Genomic DNA, 12,497 nt, shown 5'->3' with positions numbered 1-12,497 from the left:
CGCGTGGCCGGAAGGCGCGTGCGGGAAGGCGCATGAGCGAGGACACGTGGGCGCCGGGACAACGTGATCCGTCCGTGGCCGATATTCGTACAGATGCGCCCACGCCGTGTGCCAGAATCCGCCGACACCCGGGCACACGCACGTGACAGGAACGCACCCCCATGGACATACGACCGCGGCCGCTCCGCGAGTGGCTGCTCATCGGCGCGACGCTGGCCGTGGCCTGGCTGCCGCATGCCGTCGTCGGCGTCGCGCTGACGATCGCGAGCCTGTTGTTCCACACCGGGTGGATGCTGGTGTGGCTGGTGGGGATGTTCGTGGTCGGCGCCACGAGAGGCTTCATGGGCCGGGAGCAGCCGCCCGGCCGGGCCGTGCGGCCCGAGGACGAACCGGAACTGGTCGCGCTGGTGCAGGACGTGGCCGAACGGGTCGGCTTCCGGGAGCCGCTGCTGGTGCGGATCGTCCCCGACGTGGACGCGTCCATGGGGCCGGTGAAGGTCGACGGTGTGCGCACCTACGTCCTGCTGCTCGGACTGCCCCTGCTGCGCATGCTGACCGACGCCCAGCTCGCCTCCGTCGTCGCCCATGAACTGGCGCACGTCCACCATGCCCGCGACCGGCGCATGTCGGCGCTGCGGTTCGCCCGCGCCTGTCTCGCGGACCGGATGGACAGTCGTTTCCGCCCGCTCGGCCCCCTGGCCGCACCGCTGCTGCGGGCCACCCAGCCGCGGATGTGGCGGGCGGAGACGGCCGCCGACGCCGACGCCGTCCGGGTCGCCGGCACCGCGGCCACCGCCGAGGCGCTGCGCCGGACCGGGATGATCCACGCGGCGTTCGAAAACCTCGGCGCCGACTGGGTGTTCTCGACGGGCGAGGAGGACACCTACCCCGAGGACCTGTACGAGGCCCTGGAGAGCGCCCTGGCCGAGCCGCTCGTGGCCGAGCGCAGCGTCCTCGCCGTCGCCACGGAGGAGGAAGAGGCCGCCGCCTTCCCGTACGCCGTCGAGGACCATCCGCCGCTCGACCACCGGATCGCCGCGCTGCCCGCCGGCGTCGAGGCGGCCGCGCCCTGCACCGGCGCGCCCCTCGCCCTGCGGACCGCGGAGTCCGTCGAGCGCTGGTGCGTGGGCCTGCTGGCCGAGCTGGAGGACACACCGGCGGACGACCGGCGCCCCGTCCGTCTGCTCGACCTGCCCGACGACCGGCTGCACGCCCTGAGCGACCGCACGGGTCTCACGCTGCTGAAGCGCGCCACCGGCCACGAGGCGCCCGAGGAGGCGGTGGCCGCCGCGCTGGACACCGTCGCCGACGGCACCTGGCCGCTCCTGGCCCGCCGCCTGGAACCGCAGCTGCGCTGGATGCCTGCCGCGATGCGGTCGGTGGCCGCCCCGCAGGTGCTGAGCACCGCGGTGGTCCAGGGACTGGAGTCCGTGCTGCGCGCGGCCGGCTGGGCCCACGCCAGCCGCTGGATCAACAGCGTCCTGGTCGCGCCCGACGGCAGGACGGTCGACCTCTACGAGCCGGTCACCGCCGCCCTGAAGGACGGGGACCCCGAGCCCGTACGGGCCCTGCTGGCGGCCTCCGCCACGGCCCGGAAGGAGACGGCAGCATGAGACGCCCGGGACCCGCCCTGCGCGTCGCGCTCCTCGGCCTCACCGTCACGGTCGTCGGCTACGCCCTGTTCGCCACCTGGCTCATCGGACACGCCTACGCCTACGGGCACGCCCGCGACCGTGCCACGGCGACGGCCACCGGGCTGATCGTCGAGGACGGCATCGGCGGCGACGAGGACATCCGCGTGCGCTGGACCGACGCGGACGACCGCACGCACGTCCAGCGCTTCGGCATCTACGACACCGGCCGCTACACCGAGGGCAAGCGCTTCGAGGTCGCCTACGATCCCGCCGAGGCGGACCCGCAGGGCTTCCCGGCGGACCCCGACGAGACCGCGGCCGAGGACGACCGCTGGGTGCCCGCGGTGCTCGGCGGCCTCGTCCTCGTCCCGCTGGGCGGGATCTGGCTCTGGCGCGGACTGCGGTTCCGGCTGGCGGCCCGGCGGCCGGGCCACCCGATGACGGCCACGGTGCGCCGTGGGGAGCGGCTGAACCTGGGGAACACGTTCCAGAACCCGAACAGCACTTGGCTGGTGCTGTCGGAGGCCGAGCTGCCCGAGCAGGCCGACCGGCCGGTGGCGTCGGAGGTCGTGAAGCCGACCGAGCGCTGGCAGCGGGTCATGTGGCATCCGGCCCTCGACGAACTGACGGACGGCCGGGTACCGGTGACGGTGCACGCCCGCGGCAACCGGCCCGCCGTGGTGCGGCTGCCCGACGGCACCCGGCCGGTGCCGCTGGGGCGGCTGCGCCGGAAGCCGCCGACGAAGGTGTTTCTCGACGACCACGAGGTCGGCCGGCTCGACCTGCGGGACGCCTTCGTCCGCCCGGCCGCCGAACCGCGCCCCGCGCACCCGTGGTGGTGGTCGGGCGCGGGCATCGCCGCGCTGGGCGCCGTACTCGGTGTCTTCGGGGGCTTCCTGATGGGCGGTGGCACGCTGGTCGCGGTGGTGGGGTTCGTCCTGTTCACACCGACCCTGCTCACCGCGGTCTGGGCGCTGTCGGCCCCGCAGCCCTGAGCCGGTGGTCCGGTGCCCTCCGGGACACCGGCCCCCTCACCCGGTCCGCCGACCCCCGCGGGACGTACGTCCCGTCACGCCTCCGCCACCTGTTCGAACCGCCAGCGGTGCACGGTCCGGGTGACCAAGTCCGGTGCTGGTTCGGGGAGTTCGGGCAGGTCGGCGTCGTGGGGCGCGTCCCACCAAGTGATGACGAGGACGCGGTCCTGGGGGGCGCGGAAGGTCTCCCGGCGCAGCGGCGGCCGTCCGGGCAGCTCCTGCTCCCGCGCCCAGGCGAGCAGTTCGGCGCCGCGCCCGGTCGCCGCCCGCGCCTCCCACATCAGCGCGACGGTCATGAGTAGAGGTTGTCCTTGCTGACCTCGTGCACATGATCGTGGCCGTGGCCGTGGCCGTGTTCCCGCTCGCGGCCCGGTACGTGAGTGTCCGTCACCGGCAGCGAGGAGTCGGCCGAGAGGTCCCAGTCGGACGCGGACCGGCCCCGGGCGACCATCTCCGCGCCGAGCGCGGCCACCATCGCGCCGTTGTCGGTGCACAGCTTGGGGCGCGGCACGCGCAGCCGGATGCCGGCCGCCTCGCAGCGCTCCTGGGCGAGGATCCGCAGCCGGGAGTTGGCGGCGACACCGCCGCCGATCATCAGGTGGTCGACGCCCTCGTCCTTGCAGGCCCGTACGGCCTTGCGGGTCAGCACGTCCACGACCGCCTCCTGGAAGGAGGCCGCCACGTCCCGCACCGGCACCTCCTCGCCCGCCGCCCGCTTGGCCTCGATCCAGCGGGCCACGGCCGTCTTCAGTCCGGAGAAGGAGAAGTCGTACGCCGGGTCGCGCGGCCCGGTCAGCCCGCGCGGGAACGCGATGGCGCGCGGGTCGCCCTCCTTGGCGTACCGGTCGATGACCGGGCCGCCGGGGAAGCCGAGGTTCAGCACCCGGGCGATCTTGTCGAAGGCCTCGCCCGCCGCGTCGTCGATGGTCGCGCCCATGGGGCGGACGTCGGCGGTGATGTCCGTGGACAGCAGCAGCGACGAGTGGCCGCCGGAGACCAGCAGGGCCATCGTCGGCTCGGGCAGCGCGCCGTGCTCCAGCTGGTCGACGCAGATGTGGGAGGCGAGGTGGTTGACGCCGTACAGCGGCTTGCCGAGCGCATAGGCGTACGCCTTCGCCGCCGAGACGCCGACCAGCAGCGCACCGGCCAGACCGGGGCCCGCGGTGACCGCGATGCCGTCCAGGTCGCGCGCGGAGACCCCGGCCTCCTTCAGCGCACGGTCGATGGTCGGGACCATCGCCTCCAGGTGCGCGCGGGACGCCACCTCCGGCACGACCCCGCCGAAGCGCGCGTGCTCGTCGACGCTGGACGCGATGGCGTCGGCCAGCAGGGTGGTACCGCGGACGACGCCGACGCCGGTCTCGTCGCAGGAGGTCTCGATCCCCAGGACCAGGGGTTCGTCAGCCATTGATCTCTGTTCCTTGTTCGGGGGCGGAACCCTCGGCGGAGCCGCCGCCGGATTTCATGGTCAGGCGCATCACCAGGGCGTCGATGTTGCCCGGCTGGTAGTAGCCGCGGCGGAAGCCGATGGGCTCGAAGCCGAACCGCTCGTAGAGCCGCTGCGCGCTGACGTTGTCGACCCGGCACTCGAGCATGACCTCGGCGCACTCGAAGGTGGTCGCGGCCCGCAGCAGGTCGGTCAGCAGCCGGGAGCCGAGGCCGGTGCCCTGATGGTCGCGGGCGACGGCGATGGTCTGCACGTCCGCCAGGTCGCCGGAGGCGGCCAGGCCCGCGTAGCCCACGACCCGGCCCTCGGACTCGGCCAGCACGTACCGCCGGGTCGCCCCGGGGCCGCGCGAATGGGCCAGTTCGGACCAGAACATCCCCCGCGACCAGGCGTCCTCGGGGAAGAGTTCCTTCTCCAGCTCCAGCACGGGGTCGATGTCCCACCAGCGCATCTCGCGCAGGCGAGGAGTCACGGGCTCGGTCACTTCGGGGTGACCACCTTGTAGTTCTTGGGCACCTGCGCGTCGGGCCGGCGCAGGTACAGCGGCCGGGGTTCGGGCAGTTCCTCGCCCGCGGCCAGTCTCTCGGCGGCCAGCGAGGCGAGGGCCGCGGCGGAGACGTGCTCGGGCTCGCGGGCGACCGGGAAGGTGTCGGGGTAGAGCAGCGCGCCCGCGCCGACGGCCGGGAGCCCGGCCACCTGGTCGGCGATGTCGGCGGGCCGGTCGACGGCGGGGCCGGTCAGCCGGGTCCGGGAGTCGGCGTACGTCGCCCAGTAGACCTCCTTGCGGCGGGCGTCGGTCGCCACGACGAAGGGGCCCTTCTCGATGTCGGCGGCGTACGCGAGGCCGTCCAGCGTGCACAGGCCGTGCACCGGGACGCCGAGCGCGAGCCCGAAGGTGTCGGCGGTCATCAGCCCGACGCGCAGCCCGGTGTACGGGCCGGGTCCGGTGCCGACGACGACCGCCGTGACGGCGTCGAGCTTCAGCCCGGCGTCGGCGAGCACACGGTCGACGGCCGGCAGCAGCAGCTCGCCGTGCCGGCGGGCGTCGACCTGGCTCGACGAGGCGATGACGTCCGTGCCGTCGTGCAGCGCGACGGTGACGGCGGGGGTGGCGGTATCCAGAGCGAGCAAGAGCACGCAAACAGCCTACGGCTCCGCGACCCGTGCCGGACGCGCTGCGCCCGAGCCGGGGCACGGGGAGGCCCGCGGCCCGGGTACGCGGCAGCCCGCGGCCCGGGTCCGACACGGGCCCCGGCCGCGGGCTCGCACGCCCGGGCCGGGCGGGACCCGGCTGCTAACGTCGCCGGGAGGCACGGCGTACGGCTCCCGGCACGGATGCAGAGGTGGCAGCGGTGGCAAGCAGCAGCGCGGGATTCGTGGCCGGGCTGACCGCGACTGCCGTGGCGACGGTCGCCTTCCTCGCCTACCAGGCCTCGTCGACCGTCCCGGCCGGTTTCGACGCCACAACCGCGGTCGGCGCACCCACCAAGGCGGCCGCGAAGGCTCCCCGGGACAAGGGGAACCCCACCGCGCTGCCGAAGAACTCCGGCACGGGTGAACGGGTCGTGTACTCGGTGGACGACGACCGGGTGTGGCTGGTCGGCGGGAGCGGCCGGGTCGAGCGCACCTTCGAGGTCAAGCCGGGCAGCGTCGATCCGCTGCCGGGTTCCTACTTCGTCACCTCCCGCTCGAGGGCGGTCACCGGCACGGACGGCACCCCCATCGAGCACGTCGTGCGCTTCGCCAACGCGGGCGACGTGGTCATCGGGTTCAGCGCGGCCGTGGGGCCGGCGGCGGACCCCTCCGACACGAGCGTGAAGACGGGCGGCATCCGCGAGTCCCGCAAGGACGGCGACGCGATGTGGGTGTTCGCGACGATCGGCCAGAAGGTCGTCGTGATCCGCTGAGCGGCGGCTCGCCGTCGGTCAGGCGGCCTCGCGGCGGTTCTCCGGCCGTTCGTCGGGCGCGCGGGGCGGGGTGGAGACCGCGTCCGCGGCCGCGCACGACGCCAGCAGCTCGCGCATCGACGGTCCGCGCATCGACGCTTCGCGCAGGGACAGGCCGCGCAGGGCCGACCCGCGCTGCCCGGACTGCGACTGGGGTTCCGTGGCCGGCATGGACGCCTCCTGAGGGCCGGGGGCGGACGCGGTTAGGTAGACCTAACTACGAACTGGATACCATGTGACCACGCCCGGAGCGCCCGGCGCAACATCTTGCCGACGGGTTGTCGGAACGTTCATGCGAACGTCTCAGCCGCCGCGGGGCCCCTCCCGGACGCCCTCAGGCCGACAGAACGCTCAGGTCGACCGCGCCCCAGCGCTCCCCCAGCCCGGTCACGGTCACGTGCCGCACCTCGTCGGTCGTGTCGCCCACGGCCCGGTGGATGCGGACCTGGAGCCGCTCGTCGGTCAGCTCCTCGACCTTGCCCTCGCCCCACTCCACGACGATCACGGACTCGGGCAGCGAGACGTCGAGGTCGAGGTCCTCCATCTCGTCCAGCCCGCCGCCCAGCCGGTAGGCGTCGACGTGTACGAGCGGAGCGCCGCCGCCGAGCGAGGGATGCACCCGGGCGATGACGAAGGTCGGGGACGTGACGGCGCCGCGCACGCCGAGGCCCTCGCCGAGCCCGCGGGTGAGCGTGGTCTTGCCCGCGCCGAGCTCGCCGCTGAGCATCACCAGGTCGCCCGCGCGCAGCAGTTTGGCCAGACGGCGGCCCAGTTCGCGCATCTGGTCGGGCGAGGTGACGGTCAGTTCGAGGTCAGCCGGGCTGTGCGGTGCTGCTGGTGCTTCCATAGCCACCCACGGTAGCCCCTGCGGGCACGGCGCCGGCGCGGGTGAGGAGGTCGGCGAGGCGGTCGGTCACCACCTCCGGGTGCTCCAGCATCACCAGATGCCCGGCGTCCGGCACGAGCACGAGTTCGGCGTCCGGCAGCAGGCTCGCGATGGCCTCGCTGTGCTCGCTGGGCGTCACCAGGTCCCGGACCCCGGCCAGCACCAGGACCGGCATGTCCTTGAACAGCCCGAGCGCCTCGGTCTTGTCGTGGTCGGTGAAGGCCGGGTAGAACTCGGCGACCACGTCGATCGGCGTGCTCTCGATCATGCGTTCGGCGAATCGCTCGACCGCGGGATCGACGTCCCGGGACGCGAACGAGTACCGCTTGATGATCCCGGCGAACAGCTCCGCCGTCGCCCTGCGCCCCTTCTCCACCAGTTCGGCCTGCTGCCCCAGCGCCTTCAGCACACCGGGGAGCACCCGGCGCACCGCGTTGACCCCGGCGACGGGCAGTCCGAAGTTGACCTCGCCGAGCCGCCCCGACGACGTACCGACCAGGGCGGTGGCGACCACCCGGTCGCGGATCAGCTCCGGGTACAGGGCCGCCAGCGCCATCACCGTCATCCCGCCCATGGAGTGGCCGACCAGCACGATCGGTCCGTCCGGCGCGGCGGCGTCGATGACCGCCTTCAGGTCCCGGCCGAGCTGGTCGATGGTGACCGGCGAGCCGCCGCCGGCCTGCGCCGCCCCGCGCCCGGACCGGCCGTGGCTGCGCTGGTCCCAGTGCACGGTCCGTACGACACCGCGCAGCGCCGCCCGCTGGAAGTGCCAGGAGTCCTGGTTCAGGCAGTAGCCATGGCTGAAGACGACGGTGACGGGGAGGGGGGCCTTGCGGCCGAAGAGCCGGCGTCTGCGGGGTGCCGGGCCGCCCTCGGGCTCGACGTCGTCGACCTCGTAGTACAGCTCGGTGCCGTCGTCGGCGTACGCCTTGCCGGGGGTGCCGCGCAGCGCGCCGTACGGGCCGGTGGAGTCCAGTGCGAGCCGGGCCCGCCTGCGCATCCCGCGTCCGACGGTCATCCGCTCGATGGCGACACCGGCGGCCGCGCCCGCGGCCAGCACGCCTATCGCGGCACCCGCGAGACCGGTCGTCCTGCGCCAGCCGCCGGACGCCGCCGCGGCGGAGGCGACGGCCGCCGTGGCGCTCGCGACGGCCTCCGCACTGCTCTCGCTCACGTACCGCTCCTCTTCGCCGTGTCGGCCGTGACGGCCGGACCGGTCGCGGTCGCCGTACCGGCCGGGTCGGCCGTGGTGGTCGTCGTAGTGGCCGTGGTGGTCGCCGTACTTGTTTCCGGTTCTTCGTTCACATAGACGCGCGGAACCCGGGTTCCGATGCGCGTGACGATCTCGTACGCGATGGTGCCCGCGGCCTGCGCCCAGTCCTCGGCGGTGGGCTCGCCCCGGTCGCCGGGGCCGAAGAGCACCGCGCGGGAGCCCGGCTCGGGCTCGTCGCCGCCGAGGTCGACGACGAACTGGTCCATCGCGATCCGCCCGGCGGCCGTGCGCCACTTGCCGTCGATCAGGACCGGTCCGCTGCCGGAGGCGTGCCGCGGGATGCCGTCCGCGTAGCCGACGGGTACCAGGCCGAGGGTGGTCTCACCGGGGGTGACGTAGTGGTGGCCGTAGCTCACGCCGTGACCGGCCGGGACCCGCTTCACCAGCGCGACGGACGCCGACAGCGTCATCACCGGGCGCAGCCCCAGGTCGGCGGGGGTGCCGAGCTCGGGGCTGGGCGAGATGCCGTACACGGCGATCCCGGTCCGCACGAGGTCGAAGTGGCTCTCGGGCAGGGTGAGCGTGGCGGGCGAGTTGGCGATGTGCCGCACCTCGGGGCGGACGCCGCGCGCCTGCGCGTACGCCAGCATCTCCCGGAAGACGCCGAGCTGCGCGGCGATGGAGGGGTGCCCGGGTTCGTCGGCGCAGGCGAAGTGCGACCAGAGCCCGGTGATCCGGACCAGCCCCTCGGCCTCGGCCGCCAGGGCCGCGCCGACCAGCTCGGCCCAGTCCTCGCCGGGCTGGCAGCCGCTGCGGCCGAGCCCTGTGTCGGCCTTGAGCTGCACCCGCGCGGGCACACCGGCCGCCCGCGCCGCCCGCACGACCTCGCGCAGCGCCCACATCCCGCTGACGGACACGTCGAGGTCGGCCTCGATCGCCTCCTGCCAGGGCCCGCCGGGCGTCCACAGCCAGCACATGATCCGCCCCGGCAGCCCGGCGGCGCGCAGCGCCAGGGCCTCCTCGGGGGTGGCCGTGCCGAGCCAGGTCGCTCCCGCGTCGAGGGCCGCCCGGGCGCAGCGGACCGCGCCGTGGCCGTACGCGTCGGATTTCACGACGGCCATGAGGGCCGCGCCCGGCGCGAGGGCGCGCAGGGTGCGCACATTGGCCCGCAGGGCCGCCAGGTCGATCTCGGCGCGGGCACGCAGGGGGGCGGTCGGCGAAGGTGCTGTCTCATTCATGGCGCCCCCAGTGTCTCAGAGGGGCGCGGCGGCCCTTCGGCACCGGCCCGGGTGGGCGAGGTGCCCGGTCGCGTGCCACGCCCGGTCACGATCCGTGCCACGCCCCGGGCCGCCGTCCGCGCCGACTTACGGCGCCGGCCTGTGCCCCCAGACGTACACGCGGTCGTTCTGCTTCAGCACGCCCCACAGGGTGCGCGCGTCGCCCAGCGTCAGATTGACGCAGCCCCAGGAGCCGACGGTCGTGTAGAGGCTGCCGTACACGGCGTGGAAGGCCTCTCCGCCGTCGAAGAACTGGGAGTACGGCATGGGGGTGTGGTAGATCGTCGACACGTGGTTCTTGTGCCGCCAGTAGATCGTGTGCCATCCGGGACGCGTCCGGTGCCCGATCCGCCCGCTGCGCATCGGCACGGGCCCGAACAGCACCTTCTCCCCCTTCTGCACCCACGTGAGCTGCCGGTCGAGGTCGACACAGGCCACCCGGTACGTCCGCACCGGGCACTTCCCGGCCGCGTCGGGGTCCTTCCTCGCGGACTTCAGCATCATCCGCGCCCAGGTCACGGTCCCGGCGAACCCGGTGGCGGGCTTGATCTTCTCCTTCTCCTGGAACGCCCGGATCGCCCGGCAGTCGGCCGCCGACTGCTTCCCGTCCACCTTCAGCTTCAGCCAGCGCTCCACCTGCCGCTGGAACGGCCCCGTCAGCTCGCTGCACGTCACGCCCGCGACCAGGTCGGCCAGCGGGACGTACTCGACCAGCGCGTAGGTCCCGCGCTCGGCGGCGCGCGGCTCGACGGCGTCCTCGGCTGCGCTGGGCGCATACGTCCTCGGTGCCAGCATCTGGTCGGGGGTGTCGATCTGCCAGGGCCGGTACGGCCCCGGCGGCACCCCGGGCACGAGCTCGCCCTCGGGGCCGGCGGCGGGGTCGGGAGCGGACACGGGGACGGTGGCGGGAAGAGCGGCGGGAGGCCGGGGCGCGGCCCGGGCTGCGACGGCACCGGCGGGAAGAACGGCAGCGGCGGCGAGCAGAACGGCGATCCCCCGCGTCCCTCGCACTCCCCGGAATCGCACTCCTCGGATTCGCGCTCCCCGGATTCCTCGCATTCGTACGCTGATCATGCGATCAGCGAATCGTGGTGCGGGGCCGGACGAAGGGTGGCGCGCGGCGGGGTCCCCCGTTCAGCCCTTACGCCGGACAGGGAGCAGCTGACCGGCTCCGAGCAGCAGCAGTCCGGTGAGCAGGAGCGCGTTCACGCCGAAGAAGCGGGCCTCCCAGGGCGGCGTCGGCAGCGCACCGAAGCAGAACAGCCCCTGCACCACGCAGGACGTTCCCATCAGGAGTGCGCCGGCTCCGTAGATCCGGTGATGCCGGACATGGCGGCGCGCCCACGGCAGCGTCCACCCCGTACGTATCGAGGCGACTCCCAGGGCCCAGAACAGCAGGCCCACGACCGAGCCGAATCCGACGATCCATTCCACGGGGCTTCCTCCGAACGACGAACACAGGCATCACCACGTCCCGACCAGGACGCACGCATGCTGCCGCCGTTCGCCGCGGGGCGACAATGCCGGACCCCGGCAGTCATCGGCGCGCTTCGCCGCACAGGCACGGCAAGCGCTCCCGACCGGCTCCCGCTCGGTCCTCCTCGCCGCTCTCCCGCTCAGTCGCGCACGTCCCGCCAGGCGCCCGGGATCGCCTCGGCGACGTCGTGCGCCCCCGTCGGCGCCCCGTCCGACGCGAACCGCCCCGCCAGCCCGTGCAGGTACGCCGCCACACTCCCCGCGTCCACCGCGCCCAGCCCCGCCGCCAGCAGCGATCCGCCCAGCCCCGACAGCACGTCCCCGCTCCCTGCCGTGGCCAGCCAGGACGTGCCCGTCGGATTCACCCGTACGGTCCGGTCCCCGGGGCCCGCGACCAGCGTCGTCGACCCCTTCAGCAGCACGGTCGCCCCGTACCGCCCCGCCAGTTCCCGCACCGACTCCAGCCGGGCCCCCTCGACCTGCTCCCGCGCCACGCCGAGCAGCGCCGCGGCCTCCCCGGCGTGCGGGGTCAGCAGGGTCGGTGCCGTGCGCGCCCGTACCGCCCCGGGGTCGGCCAGCCGCAGCCCGTCGGCGTCCAGCAGCACCGGCACGTCCGTCGCCAGCACCTCCGCCACGGCGTCCGCGTCGTCCCCGGCCCCCGGTCCGACGACCCACGCCTGTACGCGCCCGGCGTGCCCGGGCCCCCGGTCCGAGACCAGGGTCTCCGGGAACCGGGCGATGACGGAGTCCCCGGCGGGCCCCACGTACCGCACCGCACCGGCCCCGCCCCGCAGCGCACCGGCCACGGCCAGCACGGCGGCCCCCGGGTAGCGCGCCGACCCGGCGGCGATGCCGACGACACCGCGCCGGTACTTGTCGCTCTCCGCGCCGGGCAGCGGCAGCAGCGCGGCCACGTCCGCGTGCTGCAACGCCTCCAGCTCCGGCTCCACGGGCAGTTCGGGCCCGAGCCCGATGTCCACGAACCGCACGGACCCGGCGTACTCGCGCGCCGGGTCGACCAGCAGCCCCGGCTTGTGCGTCCCGAAGGTCACCGTCAGATCCGCGCGCACGGCGGCGCCCCGTACCTCTCCGGTGTCCGCCTCCACCCCGCTGGGCAGATCGACGGCGACGACGGCCGCCCGTGACTCCTCGACCAGCGCGGCCAGCGCCGCCGCGGCCGGACGCAGCCCGCCCGTGCCGCCGATGCCCACGATGCCGTCGACGACGAGTCCGGCCCGGCGGATCGGGCCGTCGGCCGCGTCCGGGGCGACCGTCACCCCGCCCGCCCGCCGCAGGGCGGCGAGGCCGCCGGCATGGGTGCGCTCCGGCGCCAGCAGCACCGCCGTGACACCGGCGCCCCGCCGGGCCAGCCGGGCCCCGGCGTACAGGGCGTCGCCGCCGTTGTCGCCGCTGCCGACCAGCAGCACGACCCGGGTGCCGTAGACCCGCCCGACCAGGTCCGCGCAGGCGGCGGCCAGTCCGGCGGCGGCACGCTGCATCAGCGCGCCCTCCGGCAGCCGCGCCATCAGCTCCCGCTCGGCAGCCCTCACCGTCTCCACGCTGTACGCAGTACGCATGGGTCCG

The 12,497-nt window shown here is 74.6% G+C and carries 14 protein-coding genes; 3 read left to right on the top strand and 11 right to left on the bottom strand.

Annotated elements, in window-relative coordinates:
• Positions 1 to 161 precede the first annotated feature (161 nt).
• Both ACZ60B_RS01325 and ACZ60B_RS01320 read left to right on the top strand, forming a co-directional pair.
• Entirely contained in the window at positions 162 to 1,613 is a 1,452-nt protein-coding gene (locus ACZ60B_RS01325) for a M48 family metalloprotease (protein WP_469383207.1), read from the top strand.
• Positions 1,610 to 2,629 (top strand): DUF3592 domain-containing protein, encoded by a 1,020-nt coding sequence (locus tag ACZ60B_RS01320; RefSeq protein ID WP_469383205.1) that lies wholly within the window; start codon positions 1,610 to 1,612, stop codon positions 2,627 to 2,629. Before ACZ60B_RS01325 ends, ACZ60B_RS01320 begins: the two co-directional genes overlap by 4 nt.
• Before the next feature lie 74 nt (positions 2,630 to 2,703).
• Here ACZ60B_RS01320 and ACZ60B_RS01315 read toward each other — a convergent pair whose 3' ends face one another.
• From ACZ60B_RS01315 to tsaB, 4 genes are read right to left on the bottom strand one after another with little or no spacing between them, the layout of a single operon-like run.
• Positions 2,704 to 2,964 (bottom strand): hypothetical protein, encoded by a 261-nt coding sequence (locus ACZ60B_RS01315; RefSeq protein WP_469383203.1) that lies wholly within the window; start codon positions 2,962 to 2,964, stop codon positions 2,704 to 2,706.
• Entirely contained in the window at positions 2,961 to 4,076 is a 1,116-nt protein-coding gene (gene tsaD, locus ACZ60B_RS01310) for a tRNA (adenosine(37)-N6)-threonylcarbamoyltransferase complex transferase subunit TsaD (protein ID WP_469383201.1), read from the bottom strand. The genes ACZ60B_RS01315 and tsaD overlap by 4 nt, the downstream gene beginning before the upstream one ends.
• Positions 4,069 to 4,566, bottom strand: a complete 498-nt coding sequence (rimI, locus tag ACZ60B_RS01305; protein ID WP_469383541.1) for a ribosomal protein S18-alanine N-acetyltransferase — start codon at positions 4,564 to 4,566, stop codon at positions 4,069 to 4,071. Before rimI ends, tsaD begins: the two co-directional genes overlap by 8 nt.
• Before the next feature lie 29 nt (positions 4,567 to 4,595).
• Positions 4,596 to 5,252, bottom strand: coding sequence for a tRNA (adenosine(37)-N6)-threonylcarbamoyltransferase complex dimerization subunit type 1 TsaB (gene tsaB / locus ACZ60B_RS01300; RefSeq protein WP_351612515.1), 657 nt, complete (start codon positions 5,250 to 5,252; stop codon positions 4,596 to 4,598).
• A 215-nt stretch (positions 5,253 to 5,467) separates the two neighbouring features.
• Here tsaB and ACZ60B_RS01295 point away from each other — a divergent pair, with 215 nt between their 5' ends.
• Positions 5,468 to 6,022: a hypothetical protein gene (locus tag ACZ60B_RS01295; RefSeq protein WP_469383199.1), complete on the top strand. Its 555-nt coding sequence runs from the start codon at positions 5,468 to 5,470 to the stop codon at positions 6,020 to 6,022.
• A gap of 18 nt (positions 6,023 to 6,040) precedes the next feature.
• On the opposite strand, the gene ACZ60B_RS01290 is transcribed toward ACZ60B_RS01295, so the two are convergent.
• From ACZ60B_RS01290 to ACZ60B_RS01260, 7 genes are all read right to left on the bottom strand, one after another.
• Positions 6,041 to 6,232: a hypothetical protein gene (locus ACZ60B_RS01290; protein WP_469383197.1), complete on the bottom strand. Its 192-nt coding sequence runs from the start codon at positions 6,230 to 6,232 to the stop codon at positions 6,041 to 6,043.
• Positions 6,233 to 6,395: 163 nt separating this feature from the next.
• On the bottom strand, positions 6,396 to 6,908 hold the full coding sequence (gene tsaE, locus ACZ60B_RS01285; RefSeq protein WP_469383195.1) for a tRNA (adenosine(37)-N6)-threonylcarbamoyltransferase complex ATPase subunit type 1 TsaE: 513 nt from the start codon (positions 6,906 to 6,908) through the stop codon (positions 6,396 to 6,398).
• Positions 6,874 to 8,121, bottom strand: a complete 1,248-nt coding sequence (locus tag ACZ60B_RS01280; protein ID WP_469383193.1) for an alpha/beta fold hydrolase — start codon at positions 8,119 to 8,121, stop codon at positions 6,874 to 6,876. The genes tsaE and ACZ60B_RS01280 overlap by 35 nt, the downstream gene beginning before the upstream one ends.
• Positions 8,118 to 9,398, bottom strand: coding sequence for an alanine racemase (alr, locus tag ACZ60B_RS01275; RefSeq protein WP_469383191.1), 1,281 nt, complete (start codon positions 9,396 to 9,398; stop codon positions 8,118 to 8,120). Before alr ends, ACZ60B_RS01280 begins: the two co-directional genes overlap by 4 nt.
• Before the next feature lie 126 nt (positions 9,399 to 9,524).
• Positions 9,525 to 10,331: a L,D-transpeptidase family protein gene (locus ACZ60B_RS01270; RefSeq protein ID WP_469383189.1), complete on the bottom strand. Its 807-nt coding sequence runs from the start codon at positions 10,329 to 10,331 to the stop codon at positions 9,525 to 9,527.
• A 240-nt stretch (positions 10,332 to 10,571) separates the two neighbouring features.
• A complete protein-coding gene (locus ACZ60B_RS01265) occupies positions 10,572 to 10,871 on the bottom strand; it encodes a hypothetical protein (RefSeq protein ID WP_469383187.1) in 300 nt (99 codons plus the stop codon).
• Between the two features lie 182 nt (positions 10,872 to 11,053).
• On the bottom strand, positions 11,054 to 12,490 hold the full coding sequence (locus ACZ60B_RS01260; RefSeq protein WP_469383185.1) for an NAD(P)H-hydrate dehydratase: 1,437 nt from the start codon (positions 12,488 to 12,490) through the stop codon (positions 11,054 to 11,056).
• Between the last annotated feature and the right edge of the window lie 7 nt (positions 12,491 to 12,497).

The organism is Streptomyces sp. NPDC104096 (assembly GCF_055584385.1).
This window is presented reverse-complemented; position numbering and strand designations above follow the sequence as displayed.

Excerpts from the sequence above, each read along its gene's own strand:
- tsaD (WP_469383201.1), bottom strand. The coding sequence starts at position 4,076 with ATGGCTGACGAACCCCTGGTCCTGGGGATCGAGACCTCCTGCGACGAG.
- ACZ60B_RS01290 (WP_469383197.1), bottom strand. The coding sequence starts at position 6,232 with ATGCCGGCCACGGAACCCCAGTCGCAGTCCGGGCAGCGCGGGTCGGCC.
- alr (WP_469383191.1), bottom strand. The coding sequence starts at position 9,398 with ATGAATGAGACAGCACCTTCGCCGACCGCCCCCCTGCGTGCCCGCGCC.
- ACZ60B_RS01325 (WP_469383207.1), top strand. The coding sequence starts at position 162 with ATGGACATACGACCGCGGCCGCTCCGCGAGTGGCTGCTCATCGGCGCG.
- ACZ60B_RS01315 (WP_469383203.1), bottom strand. The coding sequence starts at position 2,964 with ATGACCGTCGCGCTGATGTGGGAGGCGCGGGCGGCGACCGGGCGCGGC.
- ACZ60B_RS01260 (WP_469383185.1), bottom strand. The coding sequence starts at position 12,490 with ATGCGTACTGCGTACAGCGTGGAGACGGTGAGGGCTGCCGAGCGGGAG.
- rimI (WP_469383541.1), bottom strand. The coding sequence starts at position 4,566 with ATGCGCTGGTGGGACATCGACCCCGTGCTGGAGCTGGAGAAGGAACTC.
- ACZ60B_RS01320 (WP_469383205.1), top strand. The coding sequence starts at position 1,610 with ATGAGACGCCCGGGACCCGCCCTGCGCGTCGCGCTCCTCGGCCTCACC.
- tsaE (WP_469383195.1), bottom strand. The coding sequence starts at position 6,908 with ATGGAAGCACCAGCAGCACCGCACAGCCCGGCTGACCTCGAACTGACC.